The sequence below is a fragment of the Rummeliibacillus suwonensis genome (assembly GCF_007896435.1).
Lineage (GTDB): Bacteria > Bacillota > Bacilli > Bacillales_A > Planococcaceae > Rummeliibacillus > Rummeliibacillus suwonensis.
On sequence record NZ_VCBL01000001.1, the window covers coordinates 1672869 to 1697246 of the forward strand.

Here is a 24378-nt window from a genome sequence, read left to right on the forward strand (position 1 = left end):
ATTTCCCCCTCTTTTATACTAAAAAATCTTCTGAATCTTTCTTACTATTGCCATTATACTCCCCTATTACGGATTAGAACCAAGAAATTTCTCTAACGCTTTTTTATTTTGATCCACATTAATATCAAGTACTGAACCAGCCTGTGGATAGTATCCATAATTATAGCTATGTTCAACAGGAATCGTTAGACGATGAATAGAAAGATTTCCTTCCTTTATAGCCGTAAACAGATAGCCTAATTCTTGACTATTTGTCATATCAGTTTGTACATAGCCTTGAATTGCCCCTAAAAGCTTCGGATAATTTTTAAAATTGCTTGGTGAGAATGCCTCTTTTTTTAAGGCTTCTAGCGCTTTTTGTTGTCGATCCACACGTCCAAAATCTCCAAGATTATCATGGCGGAAACGTGCAAAGCCTAACAACTCTTTCCCATTAAGTTTTTGTTTTCCTTTTTTCAAGCTAACACCAATGTTTTGTGACATATCGTGATCGACATAGACTTCTACCCCATTTGGTGCAACGATATCCACTAGTTTTTCAAAGCTTTTAAAGTCAATCAATGCATAATGGTTTATTTCAACATCAAATGTGTTTTGCAATGTATCTTTTAATAACTGCACGCCATCTAAATAATAGGCCGTGTTGAGCTTATATGATTGATAACCAGGGATATTTGCGTAAATATCACGCATGAAAGAAACCATTTTAATATCATTCGTATCTTTGTCCCAAGATACTAAAATCATAGAATCTGTTCGAGATTTCTTTTCACCCCTAGAGTCTACACCTAATAGTAAGATATTCTCTATATTCGACTTTGTTTGTGTATCACCTTTAAATTGTTCTGTTTTTTGAACAGTGTTAGATGCTAGTTTTTGGCCTTCTTTATATTGAGTATATGAGTAAATAATAGCCGTAATTGCCAGTAGAATAAGTATAGTAAAGAAGACACGTCCTTTTCTTAACTTTCTTTTTTTCTTACGGACATATGAATGACGACTTTCGTCCATATGAATTTCTCCCTTCAACACTTCTTTTTTTCTAAGAAGTTATCGTGTAAACTACATAATAGTTGTAGAAACTATTCTACGCAAGTAAAATGGACAAAATAGACTTAAGGAGGTCAACTAAATTGACAGAAACAACTCTTTCAACTGCTACATTTGCTGGTGGATGCTTTTGGTGTATGGTCAAACCATTTGTCGAATGGGATGGTATCCATAGTGTCACCTCTGGTTATATGGGCGGACATTTAAAAAATCCTACATATGAAGACGTAAAAAAAGGCACCTCAGGTCATGTAGAAGTTGTCCAAATCCTATTCGATGAAAAAGTTTTTCCATATGAAAAATTATTGGATCTCTTCTGGCAACAAATCGATCCCACTGATGATGGTGGCCAATTCCAAGATCGTGGCAGCAATTATCGAGCAGCTATCTTCTATCATTCTGAACAACAAAAAATTGTAGCCGAAAAGTCTAAACAAAATTTAGCTAACAGCGGTCGATTCAAGAAGCCTATTGTTACAGAAGTCCGAGCCGCTACAGCTTTCTATCCAGCAGAAGGTTATCATCAAGATTTTTATAAAAAGAACCCTGAACACTATAAGCAAGATCGTGCTGCATCTGGTAGAGATGAGTTTATACAAAAAAATTGGAAGTAGAAAACACAAATAACCTATTCGATTTGAATCAAACAAAGCTATATTCGATTCATATGTATAGACGCTTGATAGATGAATAAGATGCATTAAAAGGAGCATAACCTAAAACCTATTTTTATTCATTTTTTTGCAAAAATACTTGCCATTCTTTCGAAACATGAAATAATAAAAATAGAAAATGATATAAGGAGGGAAATCGTTGGATTTGTTTTTCATTATTTTGCCCGTATTAATCGTGTTTTTGATCGGTTATATCGGACAAAGAATCATCGATTTTGACATCAAAACGATTTCTACAGTTTCGTTGTATTTAATGTCACCTTTTCTTGCTTTTCGTACATTCTATACAACTGCATTAACAATGGATTATTTATACATATGTTTGTTCGCAATCCTTTTAATTATTGTTTTATTTATCATTACATGGATTTGGGCTCGTTTTTTAAAGGCGGAGCGTTCTGAAGTTTCAGCAATGATGCTTGGTGCGGTCTTTATGAACAGCGGTAATTATGGCGCACCAGTCGTATTATTTGCGCTTGGCTCTCCAGGATTTCATATTGCTGTCATCATTATGGTATTGCATTCATTGTTTATGAACTCACTGGGTATTTTCTTTGCAGCCATTGGAGGAAAAGGAAAAGCAACGGTCAAACAAGCGTTCAAAAATGTCCTTCACATGCCTGTATTACATGCTTCCATCATTGGGATATTCCTTCAGCTCATTCATGTGCATGTCCCAAAGCCAGTGATGAATGGGGTTGATTTAGTAGCTGATGCTTCTATTCCTCTTGTTATGCTTGTATTAGGGATGCAACTTGCAGCTATTTCCAAAACGCGTGTTAAATATCGCTTTGTCACAGCGGTAAGTATTATTCGTATTATTTTATCGCCACTCGCAGCAGTAGCCATTCTTTGGTTTATGCCTCTTAGTGATTTGATTAAATCCGTTTTAATTATCCAAGCAGCTATGCCTGCAGCGGCAAACACAACTATGCTCGCTTTACAATTTGATACAGAACCAGATTTAGTGTCTTTCACAACATTCGTTACGACTATTATTAGTATTTTTAGCATTCCGATCGTCATGCATTTTATAGGGATTTAAAATGGATATTTTCTAAAAAGAGAAGATGTTATCGATCATATTAAGGATTTATATCGAATTTTATCGCATTTTCCAATCAGCACATTTGTAAAATTAATTTATATTTTAAAAGTGAGGTCTTTTGATGAATAAGTTTCCTCCAGTTGTATTGCTTTTAATAGCAACCATATTATGGGGTGGCAATTTTGTAATAGGAAAAGCCGTTGCCAATGATTTACCGCCATTTACATTAGCATTTTTTAGATGGTGTGTTGCACTAATCATATTCCTACCGATTATTTATACATCACTGAAACGCGAATGGTCGCAAATCAAAAAGCATTGGGCCATTATATTGGCATTAGGTTTTACGGGTATCGCAGGTTTCAACACACTTATCTACATTTCTTTGCATTATACTACTTCGATCAATGCTTCTTTGATGAATATGTTGACACCTGTCATTATTTACATGCTTTCATTTCTTTTCCTTCATGAAAGATTGAATCGCAATCAAATCATTGGTACAGCTATTTCTTTTATTGGAGTCATAACGATTATTTCAAATGGATCTTTAGAAGTACTCCGTCACTTTAGGTTCAATAAAGGTGATTTGATTGTCATTATTGCTTTAGTTTTGTGGAGTGTTTATTCATTATTAGTCAAGCAATATGCAAAAGAACTGCCAGGACATTCAACATTTTTTGTATCTATTGCAGTAGGTATCGTTATGCTTCTACCATTTTATATCTATGAAACTTTAACAACTACAATGGTTGTTCATTGGTCGGCTACTTCTATTTTCGCTATTCTTTATACAGGGATTTTGGCCTCTATCGTTGCTTTTATTGCATGGAATACTGGTGTAGTCAAATTAGGGACAAATCGTGCCGGTATTTATTTGAACTTAATCCCTGTATTCGCATCTATCTTTGCCGTTATTTTTATAGGAGAAAAAATCGTATTGTCACAAGTCGTTGGTGGCCTTTTAGTTCTAATGGGCGTCTATTGGACAGGTCGTAAGATTGCTAAGAAAAAACAAATAAAGTGAAGCTTCCATCAGTGTGGTTTTCTTCATCCCCCACTGAACTAGAGGAACTCAGGTTAAAGGCGCCACGTCCTGTGGCAACACCTGAGTGACCAACATCCTGTTGGCCCGAACCAGTCGGGCGCATGCGGCAGTTTGATCCCCCACCTACCTTTCTCATTTCTCTCTAAACCTTGAGGTGGGGGGTCTTACTGCCCATTAACGCGGGATAAATTAATCTATTTATCAATCTTTAGAATTTCTCATAGTTGTAATGGGCCTCATTTCCTTAAAAGGAAAATCAGCAAGAAACAGTTTCAAATTCATATTCAAATCGCCCTTTCTGTATGTTAGTTTAGTCGCTGAACATTAGAAGAAAAGGACGATTTTTTTGCATTCTTTTTTATAGATCAATTTTCATAAGTGATTGCTCCCATCCTCCTTCATCAATACGCCTAATCTTTTCACTTGAATATGTATATATGTAAATATCTTTTGCATATATTTACATAGATGAATCAATTTCATAATGTAAAATTCAGATAAAAAACACGAACATTTTAAATCAACATGAACATTGATATTCAGAATTTTTGTTCCGCTCCAGACGGCGCTTTCCACGGGCTTGGCTTCAATCTCCTCGTCACTACGTTCCTGCGGGGCTTTCAGCTCAAGCTTTTCCCGTAGGAGTCGCCGTCCTCCTCTCCACAACTATCAAAATTAGTTATTATCAAATGTTCGTATTTTTTAAGAAGAAAATGATTTATGAAATTGATTCAGATATTAATGATTGAAAATTCCATTTACTTCCCTATTTACCTACTTCTTAATTAGAAACTTCTTCTCATAAAAATCATTTTTCTTCATTTAAAACTATTACAAAAGTATTCATTTTAAAAATGTTACAAACTTTACTTGTATTTGTAACATTCGTAATATATATTGTACTCAAGGAGGAATTCTTTATGAAAAACAAGTCCATTATTTCATTGTCCTTAACTGCTACTCTTGCCTTTGGAACGATTTCATCTATCATTTTGCCAAGTCATACAGCAGCAATCTCAAATATTTCAAATGTTACAAAAAATACGCAAACTTCTACATATAAAACGGCATCATTGAAATCATTTAAATTAGTTCAGTCAAATCATTCCGTAAAAATATATCGCAAAGCTTCAACAAAGAGTGGTGTTATGGATTCAGTAAAAAACAATCAAGGTGTAGTTGTTTTAAAGAAACTTAATAATGGTTGGTCAAAAATTTCTTTACAATTTTCAACTGGCTATATTCCTTCAAAATACTTACAAAGTGCAAAAGCAAATGCAAAAACACCATATGCTATGAATACAAATAAAACTTATTCGTACTATTCACCTGGAAACAAAGGCTCTGGTTTTAGTACATTATACAAAGCTAAATTTAAAACGGTCTTCTCTTCTGATAAAACATTGACTAATTTTTGGTATTTAAACGCTGAACCCGATCCATATGGAAGAATGGAATACGAAACCTCAAAAGGACTTTTTACAGGATATAAAGATGTTGGGATTGCTGAATTAGCTATCAAATACCCAGTTAAACTGAATAAAACTTGGAAAGGACTAGACGGTCAAACACTTAAAATCGTTGCTACGAATAAAAAGCTCAAAATAAAGGCTGGTACTTTTAAAAACGTCATTGTTGTCAGAGATAGTAAAGGTAAAACTTATTCCTACTATGCACCTAAAGTAGGTCTCATCAAGCAAACTTTTAAGGGTAAAACTTTTACAGAACTTTCATCAATCAAGTGAGAATTTTAACAGAGGGGATTTTCTATACCCCCTCTGTCTAGTGTTCGTTGAATGAGGCAAACTTTTACTGGCGATCGCTCCTCTCTTTATGCTTTCTTATCTATTTCTTGAAACGGAATGCTTACTTTGCTTGCTATTGCGAGGGCAAATCATAATTCACGAGGACCCTTCAGTAAAATTCTTAAACATTCCATATCAGTATATAAACAGTTGGTCATGCTGTTTTTGACCAACTTTTTTGGGATGAACAAATTTGTTTTGGTATACAATAATCGTTCGATGAAAAATAATGTTATAATGTATATCTATGTTTGATATGAAAGGCGTTGAAATACTTGAATTTAAAAAAATTATCCCAAAAATTACAAAATTATGAGCATATCCATTTAATCACTCATACAGATTTGGATGGTGTAGGTCCATCTATTGTCTTACGTGCATATGGTATTACACATTCTCCGTACTATGTTGAAACACGAAAGGTGGATGAAGCTGTACAAGCTCGTCTAGCTGAATTGAACGACCATGAATTATTAATCATAACAGATTTGAGTGTAAACGAAGAAACAGCAGAAATGATTGAAAAAGTGAATCAAAAACCTGATGATCGTTCTGTTGTTTTAATGGATCACCACGCATCAGCTATCGCTTTAAATAAGTATGAGTGGGCAACCGTTCTTCCAACTCTAAATAATATTAAAATGTCTGCAACAACCTTAATTTTTAAAGCATTAAAAGACGCTGAATATGAATTATCCCCTATTTTTCATTCTGTAGACGAAGAAGAGGCTGAAACTGAAAAGACGCCTGAATATACAGTTCTTGAAAAAGAAACCTTTTTTGATCGTTTAGCACATTTAGTAGAAGATATTCGATTATACGACACTTGGGATTGGAATGTTCTTTCGATTCAAGAGGCTACCGATCTAAATACTATTTTCTATGCAAGACGCCGACATGATTTTATCCATGCAAGATTGGATTATATCTTAACTGGTCAATTCTTCACACCGGAAGATGCTACCTATCTTGAATTTTCAAAAGAGGAATTGCGCAAGGTATTAAAGAAAAAAACAAAACAAATGGTGATCGTACCCAATTTTCATTTAAAAGGTCATGATGCACCTTTAAATATTGGTGTTGTTGAGACAGACTCTTATTTTAGCGAATTAGGCAATCACTTGGCAGAGAAATTTGCTGAAGAAATTGATGTAGTATTTATCATTAGCCTTGTTAAAAATCGAGTCTCACTCCGTTCAATCGGTGATGCTATTAATTTAGCTGAAATCGCTAAAGCTTATAATGGTGGTGGACATCCAAACGCATCTGGTTGTGATCTTTCTGAATTAGGGACAGAATTCTTACAAGCAGTGTTAGAAGCAAGTAAGAATAAATAATAGGTGATTTCACAGTAAACGACTACAGCGATTTGTTTGAAATGTAGTTTGCTCAAAATTTATTTTGCAAAGAGACCTTTAAAACGCAAGACTCCCAAAATTAGCCTTTTAGCCTTTTTAGGAGTCTTGTTTTTTTATTCCAACTTCACATGATGAAGACGATTTCATCAATGATTGCCGGACTTTTTTTATTTTTTTAGATATTATTGAATCAATTTCACAAATCATTTTCTTTTTAAAAAATACGAACATTTAAGAATAACTAATTTTGATAGTTGTGGAGCGGAAGACGGCGACTCCTACGGGAAAAGCTTGAGCTGAAAGCCCCGCAGGAACGTAGTGACGAGGAGATTGAAGCCAAGCCCGTGGAAAGCGCCGTCTGGAGCGGAACAAAAACTTCTGAATATTAATGTTCATGTTGATTCGAAACGTTCGTGTTTTTCATCTAAATTTTGCATTATGAAATTGATTCTATTTTACTTTTTAATAAAAAATATTAGAAAATTTTGATTTTTAAGTAGAAAAAACAGTATCATTCTTATTATATTAAAAATATTTTAATATTTTTAAAAAAAATTGTGGATTATTGTGATCATTTTGTGTAAAAATATAAGTAGAAACCGTTTACATTTTGTATGATAGTGTTTCGTCTAATATTAACTTTACCCATCTTACTTATCAGTAAAATGATCAGTACATGTAGACCGACTGAATTTCCTTCTAGCAAATTCATGTTATCTAAAAAGCTGTAGGATGAAGTTAAAACATTTAATTGTTTCACTTAGGGGGATGAAAATGGAAGCGACAGTTGAAAAACGTATTGGATTGAAAGAATTGGCAGACAAAGTAGTAACTGCACAGGAAGCTGCAGCACTTATTTCAGATGGTGATGTCGTAGGAATGAGTGGTTTCACACGTGCTGGTGATGCAAAAGTTGTACCTATGGCACTTGTTGAACGCGCAAAAAACGAAAAATTCAAAATTGATGTATATACCGGTGCCTCACTTGGACCAGAAGTTGACCAACATTTAGCGGAATCTGGCGTTATTCGCAAACGTGGTCCATTCCAAGCAGATAGAGCAATGCGTACTTTGATCAATAAAGGCGAAATCCTATTTGCAGATATGCACTTATCACATAGTGCAGAACAATATCGTCAAGGAATATTTGGTACAGTCAATTATGCAATTTTGGAAGCGTCTGCAATTACACCTGATGGCTATTTAATTCCAACAACTTCTGTGGGGAATAGCCCTATCATTGCCGAAGTTGCTGAAAACATCATTATTGAATTAAATGTTTCACACCCAGAATCTCTAATTGGAATTCATGATGTTTATGTTCCGGAAGAACAGGGTAAACGTCAACCAATTCCTTTAACAAATGCAGCTGATCGAATCGGCGAAAAAGGGATTAAAATTGATCCTTCTAAAGTTAAAGCGATTGTTATTTCTCACGAGCCTGATGCACCATCACTTATTGTGCCACCAGATGAAGAAACACAAATTATGGCAAATTATTTACTAGATTTCTTCCGTTCTGAAATTAAGGCTGGTCGTTTAACAAACCGATTGGCACCTATTCAATCTGGTGTTGGTTCAGTAGCGAATGCTGTATTAGATGGATTTGCAGATTCAGAATTTGAACATTTACAAGTATATTCTGAAGTACTACAAGATGCTGTATTCAATTTATTTGATGCTGGAAAAGTAGATTTTGCTTCAGCTACTTCTATTACACTTTCTGCTGAATTAGGAAAACGTGTTTATGGCGATCTAGAAAAGTATGCTGATAAAATTTTATTGCGTCCACAAGAAATTTCAAACCATCCGGAAGTAATTCGCCGTTTGGGCTTAATCTCAATTAATACAGCTCTTGAAGCAGATATCTACGGAAATGTAAACTCTACTCACGTATCTGGTAGCAAAATGATGAATGGTATTGGTGGTTCTGGAGATTTTGCACGTAATGCTCGTTTAGGCATTTTTGTGACAAAATCATATGCTAAGGGTGGCGCAATCTCATCTATCGTACCAATGGTATCTCATGTAGACCACACAGAACATGATGTAGATGTCATTGTAACCGAACAAGGCGTTGCTGATTTACGCGGCTTAGCTCCAAGAGAACGTGTGCCATTGATCATCAATAATTGTGCACATCCTGATTATAGAGAACAACTTTGGGATTACTACAATGCTGCAGTTGAAGCAAAAGGCAATGTCCAAACACCACATATTTTAAGCCGTGCTTATGAAATGTATGAACTACTTGAAAAAACAGGATCCATGAAAAAATAATTTACTCTATCATGGAGGACTACTATTCCTCCAAATAGTCTTGATCTATCTAAAATAGTATGCCTGCTTCTGGCATACTATTTTTATTTTTTAGATAGCTCTATTCGTTCTTCCCCTCTTTTCGTACACAATTATAATATTATAGAGCTTTACACATTTCCATGATATAATAATAGCATTGCGAAAAAGGAGGCACTTACATGATTCAAGTAAGTAACGTAGGTCTTCGCTATGGCGACCGTAAGCTATTTGAAGATGTTAATATTAAATTCACACCTGGTAACTGTTACGGTTTAATCGGTGCCAATGGTGCTGGAAAATCTACATTTCTAAAAATTTTATCTGGAGAAATCGAACCTCAAGATGGGCATGTCAGTATGAATCCTGGTGAACGTCTTGCTGTTCTAAAACAAAATCACTTTGAATATGAAGAATTTGAAGTTTTAGAAACAGTTATGATGGGACATAAACGATTATATGACGTAATGAAAGAAAAAGACGCCATCTATATGAAAGAAGATTTTTCTGATGAAGATGGGATTCGGGCTGCTGAACTTGAAGGCGAATTCGCTGAAATGAACGGTTGGGAAGCTGAATCAGATGCAGCAATTCTTCTACAAGGTCTCGGCGTTCCAGAATCTATGCACCATCTAAAAATGTCTGAACTTACTGGTTCTGAAAAAGTGAAAGTTTTACTTGCACAAGCTCTATTCGGAAAACCAGACGTTTTGCTTTTGGACGAACCTACAAACCATTTAGACCTAAAAGCGATCCAATGGTTGGAAGAGTTTCTGATCAATTTCGAAAACACGGTCATTGTTGTATCCCATGACCGTCACTTTTTAAACAAAGTATGTACACACATCGCTGATCTTGACTATTCTAAAATCCAAATTTATGTTGGTAACTATGATTTCTGGTATGAATCCAGTCAATTAGCACAAAAAATGTTAGCAGATCAAAATAAGAAAAAAGAAGAAAAGATTAAAGAGTTGCAAGAATTCGTTGCCCGCTTCTCTGCTAATGCTTCAAAATCCAAACAAGCAACATCTCGTAAGAAAATGCTTGAAAAGATCCAATTGGAGGACATTAAGCCATCCAGTCGTAAATATCCTTATATTCACTTCCAAATGGAACGTGAAATCGGCAATGATGTATTAACAGTGGACGGCTTATCTAAGTCAATCGATGGCGAAGTACAATTCAAAGATATCCGCTTTACGATGAACAAAGAAGATAAAATCATCTTACTTGGCGATCCAATTGCGAAAACGGCTCTTCTTAAAATCTTAGTTGGAGAAGATAAAGATTATGAAGGTAGTTACAAATGGGGCGTTACAACTTCTCAAAGCTACTTCCCTCTCGATAATGAGGAATTCTTTAAAGGTAATGAAAAAACGCTTGTTGAATGGCTGCGCCAATTTTCACCAGAAGATGAAACAGAAACGTTTTTACGTGGTTTCTTAGGACGTATGCTATTCTCAGGTGAAGAAGTGAAAAAAGCGCCTTCCGTACTTTCTGGTGGTGAAAAAGTGCGCTGTATGTTATCTAAAATGATGCTTTCTCACTCAAATATCCTTTTATTAGATGAGCCAACGAACCATCTTGACCTTGAATCGATCCAAGCGTTAAACGAAGGATTGACGAACTTTAAAGGGGCTATGATTTTCACATCTCACGACCATCAATTCATCCAAACCATTGCCAACCGCGTCATCGAAATTCGCGAAGACGGCTCTATTCTAGATAAGCAACTTACTTATGACGAATTCTTAGAATGGAAAGATGCTCAAGGATTACAATAACTAAAAAAAGAGGATTCCTTCAGCAGGAATCCTCCTTTTTTTTAGTTCTATATAAAGTAAAGCTTCCTTCCATCAGTGTGGGATGAAGAAAACCCCCACCCCCACTGAGCTAGAAGAACTCAGGTTAAAAGCGCCACGTCCTATAGCAACACCTGAGTGACCAACATCTTGTTGGCCCGAACCATCGGACTTTTACGGGCAGTTGATCCCCACCTATCTTTCTCATTTTTCTCTAAACCTTGAGGTTGGGGTCTTACTGCCCGTTAACGCGGGATAAAAGGTCGGCTAAAATTTAGAAAATCTAATGAACACGGGTTCTATCTGTCCTTCCTGTCCTTCGCTCTTACCGACCACCATCAGGCTCTCTTCCACGATCATAAACAAAAAAAGCCGACAGAGTACAAAAGCTGACTCTGTCGACAATTTCTTTTTATATACGCTATTAAAGTTTCGTAACGTTTGCTGCTTGTAGCCCACGTCTTCCTTCAACTATTTCAAATTCCACTTTTTGACCTTCGTCAAGAGTTTTGAAACCTTCGCCTTGGATAGCTGAGAAGTGTACGAATACATCATCTTCCCCTTCTACTTCGATAAATCCAAATCCCTTTTCTGCGTTGAACCATTTTACTGTACCTTGTTTCATTTAAGAAACCTCCAAAAAATAAATATTTTAAAGAAATACGCAATTTTCAACCTAGATTATAGATTTACATATTATAGAAAGTGTCTATTCGCCAGATACTTTTTATAATACATAAATAGGACTCAGGCAAAAGTATGTAATTGAAAAAAGGGGTAAACAAAGTTACCCCTCCTATAAGCAGTAAATTAAAGTTTTGTAACGTTTGCTGCTTGTGGTCCGCGGTTACCTTCAACAACTTCAAATTCTACTTTTTGACCTTCGTCAAGAGTTTTGAAGCCTTCACCTTGGATAGCGCTGAAGTGTACGAATACATCGTTTTCGCCTTCTACTTCGATAAATCCGAAGCCTTTTTCTGAGTTAAACCATTTTACTGTACCTTGTTTCATGTGAGAAAACCTCCAAAAAAAATAAAAGTGAACAAACAAAAATTAACAACCCAAAACAAAAATTCACATATTACATAAAGTACCGATGACAAGCCGATCACTTTTTGTAATATGTGAATGGAAGTTTGCGGTAAATCAATTTCATTTGTTGTAAATAGTATACCACGTTCAAAAGTATTGTCAACAAAATTGAAGATTTTTCTAAAAGTTTATTACTTTACAACTTGGTCACATTAGCTCTTCCCATATAATTCCATGATAAGTTTGAATGTTATCGTCACAAGCCTCGCAAAAATGCATTTCATCATCTGACCAAAACGCCCAGAAGCGCTCTTTTTTATGCCCTTGATGCCTATATTTTTTTCCGAAATCATTTAATGTATCTTCTAAAAAACGTTTTGCTTCTTCTTTGCTCTCAAAAATTTTTTCTTCCACTATGTTCTCTTCCCAACCATCAAATTGCCACCATGGCTCATAGTCGGCTTTCATATAAATGATTTTATACATATCTGTCAATCCCTTTTGTAAATTTTATATATCAATTTTCCCTTTATTTTAAACCTTCTTTATAACTAACGTCCTATATGCTAAACTTGTTATATAATGTATTAGGAGGCGGATGTCTATGTTTTCAACTATAAGGCCTAAGTTAGAAATAAAGCAACTGTTTGAAAGAGGTACTGATATTTCCATTAATGGACGATTTAAAGAAACATTAGCATTTAATCATTTTACGCATAACGACGAAGAAAGATTAAAGGCACTATATGATTCATTTTCAAACATAACCCCAACTTTAAAAGAAATCTTTATTTCTTATTTAGAAGAAATTTCTCCAAACAAGCATAATCTTATTGATGATCATTTTGTAGATCAATATTTACATACATTCTTCAATGCGCAAAGAGATGAAAAATACGTCAATGATGTAGTGAATTTCTTTTATCTTTTTAGACATTATAAATATGAACCTGGAAAGACAATTGTCATGTTTAATCAATTCGCATTTTATGTGACTACTCATATATTGTATAACTTTGGGTTTAAACCTGCCAAAGCTTTTGACTTCATGCGATCTTTTCAAGCTGCCATCAACATCGAACAGGAACTTTTATTTGAAGTGGCAACGGAAAGAATGGTCGAACATTCTGTTACTGAAGTGTCTTCACTTATGGATACAACGTCACAAATCATGCAGATGAAAGATTTGATCTTCAATTTAGATCAACAATCAAATGAAATTCAATCTTCCACAGCGGCTACAGAGGAAATCACTGCTTCTATTAACGAAATAGCCAAAAATTCGAGTAGAATATCAGAAAAAACTGCAGAATCTGTTAAATATGCAACCGATTCAAAAAATAAAATAAACTCTTCTTTAAATGATATTTTCAAAACAGGCGAAACATTTGCTTCCATCGTTCAATCATTCGATGAACTGCAAAAGCGAGTATATGATATTGAAAATGTCGTCACTTTGATCAACAACATCGCAGATCAAACGAACTTGCTTGCATTAAATGCTTCCATTGAAGCAGCCAGAGCTGGTGAGCATGGAAAAGGTTTTGCAGTTGTGGCACAAGAAGTTCGGAAACTTGCTGAGAACACGGTTTCTGCTTTAAGTGAGGTTTCTACAAACGTCCATCATTTAAAAGATTACTCTCAAAATGTCGCCAACTCGATTTCCGAAACAACCACTATTATCAAAGATGCGACAACAGAGGCAAAGGACTCACTCCCTTTGCTCACTCAAATTGTAGATAATATTGAAGATATCAACAATGATGTTACACAAACAGCTGCTATTTCTGAAGAACAGGCGTCTGCTGCAGATGAAATTTCCAATCGAATGGTTCAAATAGCAGATCTGCAAGAAAAAGTTAGAGAATTAGCACATGACACATCTTCAGGCATTTATCAATTAGGAAATGAAATTAACCGTTTTAGATTAAGCTTAGTCGAAAATAATAATATTCAACTTTCCAGCCTTGCCCTACTACAATTATCAAAAGCAGATCATATTTTATGGAAATGGCGTATCTACAATATGTTCTTAGGTTTGGAAAATATTGAAGAAGGCGATGTTTCTTCACATCAAGAATGTCGACTTGGTAAATGGTATCTTTCACCAAAGGCACAACAACGTTTTGAAAATGATGCCAACTTTAAAGAACTAGATATTCACCATCAAGAAGTGCACAACCAAGCGAAGATAGCCGTTCAATTATTCCATGATGGGCGCATTGAAGAGGCAGAAAACGCCCTACATCAACTAGAGGCAGCTTCTAACAAAGTGATTGAAGCCCTTAACCAATTGATCGAAAAAATTGAAAAAGAGCGTTTAGTCTTTTAAGTTTATGTATATGAATCCCTCAATTTTAAAATAAACTCGAATAAGAAAAATTGGCTGACAGGTTTAACCTCGTCAGCTTTTCGCATTTTTATTTAAAATATATTAAAATAAGAACGTACTTAAAATCTGTCAATTCAGCTAATCATATAGATATGAATGAACCATTCTCTTATTTGTTTATACAGATGAAACTTTCTTTCACTTCATTCGTACATAAAATAAGAGCGTTAGAAGGAGGAAAATCCATGCTCAAATTTGGACAATTTATATTTAGAAATTTTCTCAATTTCATCGTCATTACAACTGCTTTTCTCGTATGTTATTGGAGTTTTGACATCAATTTTTGGATAAGCTCCCTTATCGGGGTCATTAGCTATTTCCTATCAAACACCATCATTAAAACGATTCAACGATTTCGCTATTTGAAAAGAGTAGGACTTAACCGTTCAGAATATAAACATATTCAAATACAATTAGACGATGCACATTCTGAATTGCGTAACTTGAATCGTTATTATACAAAGGTTCGTTCGATTTCAACTTTCAAGCAACTTTTAGAGCTACACCGTTTAGCAAAAAGAATTGTGAATATCGTGAATAAAAATCCGAAAAAATTTTATCAGGTCGAACAATTTTTCTATGCTCATTTACATTCTGCCAGTGAACTGACTGAAAAATATGTACTTTTATCATCACAGCCCATTAAGGACGCAGACGTTCATCTAGCTTTGCAGGAAACACGCGAAACCTTAGAAGATTTAAATAACATTATGCAAGAGGATCTACATTCAGTACTTGCAACCGATATCGAAGAACTTAAAATGGAATTAGACTTCGCGCAGCTTTCAACAGCTCAAAAGCAAACTTCTGCAACTATGAGAGGAGAATCTAAATGACAAACTCATCGTCCAATTCTTCACCATCCATGGATGATTTACTAAACAATCCATTTGAATTACAATCTGAACCGCAACAAACGAATACAGCTTCGACTGAGCAAAAACCTCCTACCGTTCTTGAACGTTTATCAGAGGAAGAGCAAAAAAAAGCGCATCAATTGGCTGCTCAAATTCCCGTTGACAATTATGAAGCGATTTTAACCTATGGAGCGAATGCACAAAATGAACTATCACGTTTTTCGCATCAAATGCTCGATCATGTGCAACGAAAAGATATCGGTCCTATTGGGGATATTTTAAAAAATTTAATGGATAAGCTAAATGAACTGGATCCTGAAGAACTGCAGCAAGAAAAAAAATCAGGTCTTCGCAAATTTTTTAAAAGAGTTTCTCGATCCTTGCAAGAATTAATGACAAAATATCAAAAGTTAAGCACGCAAATTGATCGAATTGGTATTCAATTAGAACATTCGAAAACGGGTCTTATTGAGGATGTTCATATGTTAGATCAGCTTTATGACCAAAACAAAGTTTATTTTCAAGCATTGAATGTTTACATTGCTGCGGCTGAACTGAAAAAAGAGGAAATTGTTCATGAAATGCTACCCGAATTGAAACAAAAAGCAGAAACTTCACAAGATCAAATGGATGTTCAAGAGTTTAATGACTTAGCGCAATTCGTTACTCGACTTGAAAAAAGAATATATGATTTACAATTATCTCGCCAAATAACGATACAAACGGCACCACAAATTCGTATGATTCAACAAACCAATCAAACATTGGCCGAAAAAATTCAAGCATCCATCATGACAGCGATTCCTTTATGGAAAAATCAAATTGCGATCGCACTAACCTTAAACAATCAACGCAAGGCAGTCGAGGCACAAAAACAAGTAACAAAAACAACGAATGATTTACTATTGAAAAACTCTGAAATGTTAAAAGTAAATACAATTGAAACCGCTAAGGAAAACGAAAGAGGTCTAGTCGAAATCGAAACTTTAAAAAAGACGCAGGAAAATTTGATTTCTACGATCGAGGAAACCCTTCAAATCCAAGCAGAAGGACGTCAAAAACGAAAAGCGGCTGAAATTGAAATTGCCAAAATGGAAGAAGATTTAAAACAACGTCTTCTTGCTATACACTCAAAGCAACAAGGCTCAACCTATTAATTGATTTATGCCCTCGCGTGATTGTGTCCAGATTTTTCGAGTTTGTTCAAAAAGCTTCTCTTCAAAATCCGTGATATTCGCTTGAGGCTACTTCTGACAGTGTGGCTTTCTTTTCAACAACACTGTCTATTAGTTGAACCCATTAGGAATTTCACATGCAATAACCCCTTATCCTCTATCCATTGCCTGAGTTTTGAAGTGGAAGTTTACTGCGGGGCATATGTGATAAAACTAAAAAAAGCTTTCCGCCTAATATTTAATAAGCGAAAAGCTTTTTTCATTGCTTCTAATAGATTATTCGAAGTAATTTTTATAATAGCCACCAACATGTCCCGTATTATCAATGACAAAATAGAATTCTTCTGTTTCATTCTTCACTTCATATTCTTTTCCAACTGTTAATACATTGGAAACTAAATATTTCTTTGCATTTGTATGCTTACAAATAACTTTTTTAATGGTTGGTGCATTTTTCCAATCTAAATGAATCATTTCTTTAAACAACCTCTCTTAACTAAAATAAAGCTTCTTCCAATCATTTTTTTAGTTGATGAATGTTCAGAAGCCGACTACCTATTCATCTATAATGATGCCATGTTCTTTTATTTTATACGATTTCACTATATTTGTCCCAAAAATAAACCATTTTTTTAGAAAAAGTGTACAAGCCGAAAATTTATCATTCTAAAATGGAATTCAGAGAGAGTTATGCTACTATTATAATAAGAATTTTATGGGGGTGTCTATTTGTTTACATTTGGTGGAGTTCCAGCATGGTTTTTTATTTTAGCATTTGCCTTTTTTATTGTATTTTTTATCGTTGCAGAATGGCTTACACGAAAATAAAGATTTTTCGTATGTTGGATGACTTCTTGTTTAAATCATAAACAGTCGTGGAATACTTACACCAGAAAAGAATTCGGATATTGTGTAAAGGATGATTCACGATGAGACTAACCAATCAGGGAAAGAAGTATATCAAAAATTTAACAGCTGATAATAAGTACCATCTGCTCCGGTTTTATGCAGTAGCGGATCGCAACGGAATACAGTTTGCTGCTGATATCGATACGCCCATTCATACCGATATCATTGTGGAAGTAGAAGGTGTTCATGTCGCTTTATCCCCTAAATTGCTACCTGTTTTAAAAGATAAGATTATCCATTCAGAAACAGTCAACGGGATTACAGGGATTGTGCTATTAGACGAAAAACATGCACACCTAACATTTTAAAAAAGCTTTTCGTTTAGTTCGTTTGAAAATTTTTATCTTATAAGAATGCTTGCTCTACGGCTATCCTTCAAACTAAACGTTTCAGGATAAGTACCAATCACCTAATTTTATACTGATCAAATAGATTCAAGGATAAGTTAGGTGAATGAGTATTTCTGGATTGTGATTATCCAATTTTTCCTATAAATTATAGTAGTTTATCTGCTAATTTCAGCTAAGGCTTGCACGACTCATGCGGGCGAACGTGCTGAGCCTCCTCCTTACTTAGCAAAGCTGCGGGGTCTCACCTGTTCTTTTCACGGAGTTATTCGCTCTTTTCGTGGGGTTATTTGCTCTCTCGGAAGATTTATTCGCTCTTTCCGCGGAACATTGTATGCCCAATTTATCACCTATTTTTTCCAATAAACACATCTGATTTTCTTAATCAATCCTCTTATGGATATTCATTTGATTTCCTATAAATGAACACACGTGTTGATTTTACAAAAATCAGGAGTACCTGTTTGGTGTAATTTTTATTTTTGAAAAACCCTGTTTTTTAGGACCATTTATATAGATTGGAGTGGAGGCTTGCTCGAGTCCTCGAAAATGCATGCGCATTTTCTTCGTGCGGTGTCGATTCGATGAAGCAAATTCAATGTCCCGCGGGAAAAGCGAATAGATGAGACCCCGCAGCGTAGCGAGCAAGCCGGAGCGGAAATCAACGAATCCCCCTATTTTTATAGATTAAATTGGATAATCAACACGCCTGATAAATGAATGCTTTTCTGCGAGTGGTTACAAAGCCTAATGATGAAAAGATGGAGCTCTTTCATATAGCAATACCACTTTGGATAACTTTATATTTTCATATAGAGACGAAACTAAAAATAAGGTTGTCCTAATTCTTTAATCAACTGTCTGGAATTCTGCAATGGCTTTGATGAATGTCTCTCCATATCTTTCAAGTTTGTTTTCCCCAACACCATTTACTTCTAAAAATTCTTCAGCATTAGTTGGTCTTTTTGCACACATATCTCTTAATGATTTATCTGAAAAAATAACAAATGGCGGCACATTTGCTTCATCAGCTAATTGTTTTCGAATTACCCTTAATTCTTCAAATAATGGATCTGCTTCAACAATTTGTTTCGTGATCACAACACCGCGTTTTTCTACTTTCCTCTTTCCAATCAGGACTTCTTTTCCCTTTGGTGTAACGTAAATGGTAGGCATTGATCCTTGATTGACTGCCAATAAATCTTCAGCAATCATGAACTCGATAAAATGGGTCACTTCTTTAATCGTCATTTCTTTTAATAATCCATACGTTGATAATTCTTCAAATCCGAAATTTCGGATCTTTTGATTTTTGGAACCTACTAGTACTTGCGCTACCATTGTTTTGCCAAATTTTTGTCCCATTCGAACAATACAAGACAAAACTTTTTGACAATCAACCGTTACATCGAATACTTCTCGATCATCGGTGCAGTTACTACACTTTCCACACTTTTCTTCTGTTTCATCACCAAAATAATTGACAATATACTGCTGTAAGCAATTTTCCGTATGACAGTAGTCGACCATAGACTGCAATTTTTGCAATTCTACCGGTATTCGTTCTCTATCATCTGTTTGGTCGATTAGGAAACGTTGTGTTTGTACATCCTGAGGAGCATACAATAATATGCATTGGCTTGGTAAACCATCTCTTCCAGCTCTTCCGGCTTCTTGATAATAGCTTTCCATATTCTTAGGAATTTGATAATGGATGACATATCGAACATTGGATTTATCGATCCCCATCCCAAAGGCGTTGGTAGCAACAATAACGGATGCCTCATCATGTAAAAAACGATTTTGTTCTGTTTGTCTTAAGGACTCTGATAGCCCTGCATGATATTTGGCTACCTGAATGCCTGCCTTTTTTAGTACATTATACAGATGGTCGACTGTTTTCCTTGTGGCTGCATAGATGATGCCAACTTCAGCTCTATTCTTTTTTACAAAATCTTTCACATACCGTTCTCTATTTTGTCCAAGCAGCACAGAAAAACTCAAGTTATCACGTACAAAACCTGTCATAACTGTATTTCCTACAGGTATTTTTAATTGGTGGCAAATATCTTCACGAACTGCTGGAGTAGCAGTTGCCGTCAAAGCAACAAGTGTCGGACATTTTTCAAATTGTTCTGCCAACCGACCAATCGCACGATAACTTGGACGAAAGTCATGTCCCCATTGTGAAATACAATGTGCTTCATCTACTGCTATAAGCGGTACATTTAATAAAGCGATCAATCTTCTAAAATCCTCTGACTCTAGTCTTTCAGGGGCGATATACAAAAGTTTATAGTGTCCATCTTGAGCATTTTTCAATGTATCATGGTATTCCCTTTGACTTAACGAAGAATTGATATAGGCAGCTTCAATCCCCATTTCAAGTAAAGTGTCTACTTGATCCTGCATCAATGAGATGAGTGGTGAAATAACAATAGTTGTTCCTTCAAGCATTAAGGCTGGGATTTGATAACATACAGATTTACCACCACCTGTTGGCATAACACATAAACTCGATTTTCCCGATAAAACAAGTTCAATCATTTTTTCTTGTCCTAAACGAAAGTTTTGGTAACCAAAAAATTGCTGTAAATAATGGCGGGCTCTTTCAATCATTTATTCTATCACCTTTCGTTTGTTATTCTAACGTTATTGTACCATGCTCCCTGTCATTTCGCCTTTGCGATAACCATTCATCCATATAATTACTTGTTCATTGAATAGCGATTAGATTCACATACATCTCTCCTACTATAAAGATAATGATCTTCTGCTTCATCAAGATCATCATATCCCCCAAACTTGACTATAAAAAAAGATTCATAATCTAGTTGATAATACTTTTCAATTACTTTCATTCACTGTATAATAGATTAGCTGTAAAATTGAATAAGGAGTCCTAAGAATAATGTGGTTTTTATTTTCTATACTGACTGCTCTAGCATGGGGCGGTGCAGATTTATTTTATAAAAAGGGATCAGACAGCAACGATAAATATAGTCATTTGAAGATTGTTGTTATCGTCGGACTTGTCATGGGTCTTCATGCTACTGGTTATATGCTATATAAAGACATCGATTTCAAACCGTTCGATATGGTGAAATATTTGCCTGTGTCTTTCTTCTATATAGCCTCTATGACAATTGGTTATGTAGGTTTGCGCTATTTGGAACTTTCGATTTCTTCTCCAGTGCAAAACTCTTCAGGGGCTATTACCGCCATTTTACTATTTATCTTCTTTCAGCAAGATATCGATTGGATCCATATTCTAGGCGTTATCATCATTACATCTGGTGTAATGGGAATCGCTATCGTCGAGAAGCAAGAAGAACGTAAAATAATGCGTTTAAACCGTGTAGAAGTCGACAAAAAATACCAACTAAGCTTTATGGCTATCACCTTCCCAATCATTTATGCTTTATTAGACGGCGCAGGTACATTTGCAGATGGTATTTATTTAGATGAGTTAAAGCTCATGAGCGAAGATGTTGCTCTATTAGCATACGAGTATACGTTTTTTATCTGTGCAGTAATTACATTTATTTATCTAAAAGCATTCAAGAAAATCCCATTCAATGTTTTTAAAGAAAGAGATAAAACTTGTGCTGCTATACTTGAGACAACAGGTCAATTTTTCTATGTATACGCGATGAGTGCTTACGCGATCATTGCTGCACCATTGATCGCATCTTATAGTATTTTCTCTGTTATTCTTTCTCGTATTTTCTTAAAAGAAAAGCTAACGGCAAAACATTATATGGTCATCGCTATTGTCATGATCGGCATTATTCTACTAGGTGTTGCAGACGAGCTATGATTGATTTTTAGTACCATTCTTCTAAGAGAAAAGCAGTTAAAAGAAAATTTTTTCTTTTAGCTGCTTTTATGTTTGAATGTCATCTCATGAGAATACTTCTACGGATATGTTTTAATTTCTTTGATATAACATGATTTTGATCCCAAACCTTCCTTCATCCCATTTAAAAGCACCTATCTATTCATGCCACCGTTTATGATAAAATCAAATTTCGTTAACTTTTTATAAAGCAATCCTTGTTAGATAATCTGGTTTAATTTATTTTTTTACCATCTTTACTTGTTATTTCAATTTGATAATGGTCATCCTTTATTATTTTTTTAAGCTTCTGAGAGGAAAGAAACTTATGAATATCTTGTTCAGTGATCTTTGCTTTTTCTTTTGCTCTTGAATCTCCTGCTCGAATATCTAATTGTACATACAATTGAACCTTATCTTTAACAGAAAAACCAAAGGACTTAACTGAATATTTTTTATTATTGAGTAAAACATCATGAAGAGTATCAACAATACTTACCCACCTAGCATTTCGGTCACGTTGTTCAAAAGAATATTTCTTAAATGATATTTTAAAGTTCCCTACATCATAGGTCTCGCCAGCTTCTTTTACAATACGAATAATTTCATTTTTTCTTGTATTAAAGTCACTTTCAGGAATTAATAACGTCAATTCAGCTGGTTTCGGCTTTATCACGAACTGATTATATTTTATATTGAAACCAGCTTTCTTCATTTGTTTCCTAATTTCAAAGAGAAAATCCGTATTTTCTAAAGGATATTCCCTTATGTTCTTAAGCACTATTTGTTCAGTATATTTCTTTACCTTTATTTTAATATTGCTGTATCCCTCCTGTTGTAAATATTGTTTTGCGGCTTGCTCTACTTCTTCTTTCTGATTTGTATATTGTTTTGCATCTAGTGCTATCGAAATTTCATGTCCGTAATCAGATTGGGTAATATGACTTACTGCAAATCCTTGTTTTCTCAAATGTTTCATTAATGCAGTATCAATTGTCCCTCTATTAAAAACGGTATTGAACAATGGTATTTTGGAAGCGATTGTAGCCATTGCTGGTGAAACGAAAGTAGAACCGATAAAAAGCCCTACAAATAGGATAGCAGCAGAGGCCACCAAGAATATTTCCCTTTTTATACCTTGTCTTTTTCTTAATGATAGATGACCGCTCTCTTGCTCTGCTTGATGAAAACCCTCCATAATCCGTGCATTTAATTCTTTAGGAATAGCAATTGAGTTTATTTTTTTTCGAATTTGATTATCCTCCATAAAGATCCTCCCTCTTAATCTTTGTTTTGAGTTTTTTTAAAGCACGATATGTAATGGTTTTGACAGTACTTAATGGCAAGGTCATAAATGCTGAAATCTCTTGAAACGTGAACTCTTGATAATACTTCAATAAAATTACGGTTTTCTCCGTAACATCCAACTCATCTAAAATATCTTGCAATGAGAGACTGAGCGGCATATCTAAATGTTGAATGGAATCATCACAATAACTATCTAAGTCGTTTGAATCCATGACTAACTTATTATTTTTTTTCAACCAATCTATAGAACAATTGATCGTAATTCTGAACAGCCATGTTTTAAAATATTGTGGTTCATTTAATGTATCTATTTTTTTCAAAGCTCGATATGCCACTTCTTGTACAACATCTAAAGCATCCTCATTATTTTTCACATACGTATATGCCATTCGAAAAATATCCTGTTGATATTCTTGAAATAGTGAGAAAAGCACTTCTTTATCTTTTTTTGAAATGGCTCTTTTCTTCGGCAGAATAATCATCTCCTTTCTTTCTACTCAATTAATTAGACAGTAAAAATGAATAATTGGCCGTTACTTTTTAAAAATTTTTCCAATCTTCATAGTTTAAATTTTATATATAAGGGTTAAGGAATAAGGCAAAAATATAATTCTTTTCAATAAGTCAATTTTATAGAAATCACATATGCCTCAAGAAATGAAATTCATCCAAACCTTCATCAGCCAAGAAATTGAAAAGTGAACAATCTAAAATGAGAAATGGACAAAAAAGATGTTTTCAAAACGGGATCATCAAAATACAGAAAAGAAAAAACAATACTCAGCACGGAGATGAAAAACCGAAGTTGTGGAGAAATTTTATAAAAAGAGAAAATGAAGATTCACTCAATTGTGAGGTTTTCTATCGTTATTCTGATAAAAGGCCACTGTATAAGACCTTCCCTACTTTTAGTTAGTGGCATCGAAAGTTTTATTACTGATATGATACAAATATGACTCACAAAATTCTGATGATTATGTAGAAGAAATTACGCTTTTGGTGGTAGGATTTATAATCAGAGCTATGATGTGGTTTGGAGAAACATTAGGGGTTATGTAGATGGCTTAAATGGCAAAGCTGAATTTTATGCTGTCCACGCCGAAAACTATGAACTTGATACATCGCTTAGAGTTGATAACATTGACTAAAAATTAAAACTAACATTAGTAGAACAGACCAAGACCATGGTTTGTTCTACTTGTTATTAATATATTTTGTTGATCGAATATACCGCTACATCAAATATTTCGTTTAAAAGGTCTTTCGCATGAAATTTCCGGAACTATCTATTTTCTTCACTAGCTGAATCAATTTCATAATGCAAAATTTAGATGAAAAACACGAACATTTCGAATCAACATGAACATTAATATTCAGAAGTTTTTGTTCCGCTCCAGACGGCGCTTTCCACGGGCTTGGCTTCAATCTCCTCGT

Annotated in this window: 21 protein-coding genes; 12 read left to right on the forward strand and 9 right to left on the reverse strand. The window is 34.7% G+C overall.

Going from position 1 to position 24378, the window contains the following annotated elements:
- Positions 1 to 66: 66 nt before the first annotated feature.
- Entirely contained in the window at positions 67 to 1011 is a 945-nt protein-coding gene (locus FEU33_RS07775) for an LCP family protein (protein WP_146548827.1), read from the reverse strand.
- A gap of 89 nt (positions 1012 to 1100) precedes the next feature.
- Here FEU33_RS07775 and msrA point away from each other — a divergent pair, with 89 nt between their 5' ends.
- From msrA to FEU33_RS07790, 3 genes are all read left to right on the forward strand, one after another.
- Positions 1101 to 1664 (forward strand): peptide-methionine (S)-S-oxide reductase MsrA, encoded by a 564-nt coding sequence (gene msrA / locus FEU33_RS07780; protein WP_146548828.1) that lies wholly within the window; start codon positions 1101 to 1103, stop codon positions 1662 to 1664.
- A gap of 199 nt (positions 1665 to 1863) precedes the next feature.
- Complete coding sequence (locus tag FEU33_RS07785) at positions 1864 to 2769, forward strand: AEC family transporter (protein WP_146548829.1); 906 nt, start codon at positions 1864 to 1866, stop codon at positions 2767 to 2769.
- A 124-nt stretch (positions 2770 to 2893) separates the two neighbouring features.
- The gene (locus FEU33_RS07790; RefSeq protein WP_146548830.1) at positions 2894 to 3799 is read left to right on the forward strand and encodes a DMT family transporter; all 906 of its coding nucleotides are present in this window, start codon (positions 2894 to 2896) and stop codon (positions 3797 to 3799) included.
- On the opposite strand, the gene FEU33_RS18765 is transcribed toward FEU33_RS07790, so the two are convergent.
- On the reverse strand, positions 3777 to 3923 hold the full coding sequence (locus FEU33_RS18765; RefSeq protein WP_186731354.1) for a hypothetical protein: 147 nt from the start codon (positions 3921 to 3923) through the stop codon (positions 3777 to 3779). The two genes, FEU33_RS07790 and FEU33_RS18765, sit on opposite strands and share 23 nt — an antisense overlap.
- A gap of 817 nt (positions 3924 to 4740) precedes the next feature.
- On the opposite strand from FEU33_RS18765, the gene FEU33_RS07795 reads away from it, so the two are divergent.
- From FEU33_RS07795 to FEU33_RS07810, 4 genes are all read left to right on the forward strand, one after another.
- Complete coding sequence (locus tag FEU33_RS07795) at positions 4741 to 5565, forward strand: SH3 domain-containing protein (RefSeq protein ID WP_146548831.1); 825 nt, start codon at positions 4741 to 4743, stop codon at positions 5563 to 5565.
- Between the two features lie 335 nt (positions 5566 to 5900).
- Positions 5901 to 6962, forward strand: coding sequence for a DHH family phosphoesterase (locus FEU33_RS07800; protein WP_146548832.1), 1062 nt, complete (start codon positions 5901 to 5903; stop codon positions 6960 to 6962).
- Positions 6963 to 7757: 795 nt separating this feature from the next.
- Positions 7758 to 9263 carry a succinyl-CoA:acetate CoA-transferase ScpC gene (locus FEU33_RS07805; protein ID WP_146548833.1) on the forward strand — a complete coding sequence of 502 codons (1506 nt, stop codon included), beginning with the start codon at positions 7758 to 7760 and terminating at the stop codon, positions 9261 to 9263.
- A gap of 200 nt (positions 9264 to 9463) precedes the next feature.
- Positions 9464 to 11068 carry an ABC-F family ATP-binding cassette domain-containing protein gene (locus FEU33_RS07810; protein ID WP_146548834.1) on the forward strand — a complete coding sequence of 535 codons (1605 nt, stop codon included), beginning with the start codon at positions 9464 to 9466 and terminating at the stop codon, positions 11066 to 11068.
- 442 nt (positions 11069 to 11510) lie between these two features.
- On the opposite strand, the gene FEU33_RS07815 is transcribed toward FEU33_RS07810, so the two are convergent.
- From FEU33_RS07815 to FEU33_RS07825, 3 genes are all read right to left on the reverse strand, one after another.
- On the reverse strand, positions 11511 to 11711 hold the full coding sequence (locus FEU33_RS07815; RefSeq protein ID WP_146548835.1) for a cold-shock protein: 201 nt from the start codon (positions 11709 to 11711) through the stop codon (positions 11511 to 11513).
- Between the two features lie 185 nt (positions 11712 to 11896).
- The gene (locus FEU33_RS07820; RefSeq protein ID WP_102692015.1) at positions 11897 to 12097 is read right to left on the reverse strand and encodes a cold-shock protein; all 201 of its coding nucleotides are present in this window, start codon (positions 12095 to 12097) and stop codon (positions 11897 to 11899) included.
- Positions 12098 to 12325: 228 nt separating this feature from the next.
- The gene (locus FEU33_RS07825) at positions 12326 to 12604 is read right to left on the reverse strand and encodes a DUF1033 family protein (RefSeq protein ID WP_146548836.1); all 279 of its coding nucleotides are present in this window, start codon (positions 12602 to 12604) and stop codon (positions 12326 to 12328) included.
- 118 nt (positions 12605 to 12722) lie between these two features.
- Here FEU33_RS07825 and FEU33_RS07830 point away from each other — a divergent pair, with 118 nt between their 5' ends.
- The 3 genes from FEU33_RS07830 to FEU33_RS07840 all read left to right on the forward strand — a co-directional run bounded on the left by FEU33_RS07830 (position 12723) and on the right by FEU33_RS07840 (position 16524).
- Complete coding sequence (locus FEU33_RS07830) at positions 12723 to 14450, forward strand: globin-coupled sensor protein (RefSeq protein ID WP_146548837.1); 1728 nt, start codon at positions 12723 to 12725, stop codon at positions 14448 to 14450.
- Between the two features lie 245 nt (positions 14451 to 14695).
- Positions 14696 to 15346 carry a 5-bromo-4-chloroindolyl phosphate hydrolysis family protein gene (locus tag FEU33_RS07835; RefSeq protein WP_186725772.1) on the forward strand — a complete coding sequence of 217 codons (651 nt, stop codon included), beginning with the start codon at positions 14696 to 14698 and terminating at the stop codon, positions 15344 to 15346.
- Positions 15343 to 16524: a toxic anion resistance protein gene (locus tag FEU33_RS07840; RefSeq protein ID WP_146548839.1), complete on the forward strand. Its 1182-nt coding sequence runs from the start codon at positions 15343 to 15345 to the stop codon at positions 16522 to 16524. The genes FEU33_RS07835 and FEU33_RS07840 overlap by 4 nt, the downstream gene beginning before the upstream one ends.
- Positions 16525 to 16818: 294 nt before the next feature.
- Here FEU33_RS07840 and FEU33_RS07845 read toward each other — a convergent pair whose 3' ends face one another.
- A complete protein-coding gene (locus FEU33_RS07845; protein WP_146548840.1) occupies positions 16819 to 17016 on the reverse strand; it encodes a DUF6501 family protein in 198 nt (65 codons plus the stop codon).
- A 455-nt stretch (positions 17017 to 17471) separates the two neighbouring features.
- Here FEU33_RS07845 and FEU33_RS07850 point away from each other — a divergent pair, with 455 nt between their 5' ends.
- Complete coding sequence (locus tag FEU33_RS07850) at positions 17472 to 17759, forward strand: hypothetical protein (RefSeq protein ID WP_146548841.1); 288 nt, start codon at positions 17472 to 17474, stop codon at positions 17757 to 17759.
- An 888-nt stretch (positions 17760 to 18647) separates the two neighbouring features.
- Here FEU33_RS07850 and recQ read toward each other — a convergent pair.
- The gene (gene recQ, locus FEU33_RS07855) at positions 18648 to 20417 is read right to left on the reverse strand and encodes a DNA helicase RecQ (protein WP_146548842.1); all 1770 of its coding nucleotides are present in this window, start codon (positions 20415 to 20417) and stop codon (positions 18648 to 18650) included.
- Between the two features lie 292 nt (positions 20418 to 20709).
- Here recQ and FEU33_RS07860 point away from each other — a divergent pair, with 292 nt between their 5' ends.
- Positions 20710 to 21618 (forward strand): DMT family transporter, encoded by a 909-nt coding sequence (locus FEU33_RS07860; RefSeq protein ID WP_146548843.1) that lies wholly within the window; start codon positions 20710 to 20712, stop codon positions 21616 to 21618.
- 253 nt (positions 21619 to 21871) lie between these two features.
- On the opposite strand, the gene FEU33_RS07865 is transcribed toward FEU33_RS07860, so the two are convergent.
- Both FEU33_RS07865 and FEU33_RS07870 read right to left on the reverse strand, forming a co-directional pair.
- Positions 21872 to 22903, reverse strand: coding sequence for a DUF4179 domain-containing protein (locus FEU33_RS07865; RefSeq protein ID WP_146548844.1), 1032 nt, complete (start codon positions 22901 to 22903; stop codon positions 21872 to 21874).
- Positions 22893 to 23426: an RNA polymerase sigma factor gene (locus tag FEU33_RS07870; RefSeq protein ID WP_146548845.1), complete on the reverse strand. Its 534-nt coding sequence runs from the start codon at positions 23424 to 23426 to the stop codon at positions 22893 to 22895. The genes FEU33_RS07865 and FEU33_RS07870 overlap by 11 nt, the downstream gene beginning before the upstream one ends.
- Positions 23427 to 24378: the final 952 nt, after the last annotated feature.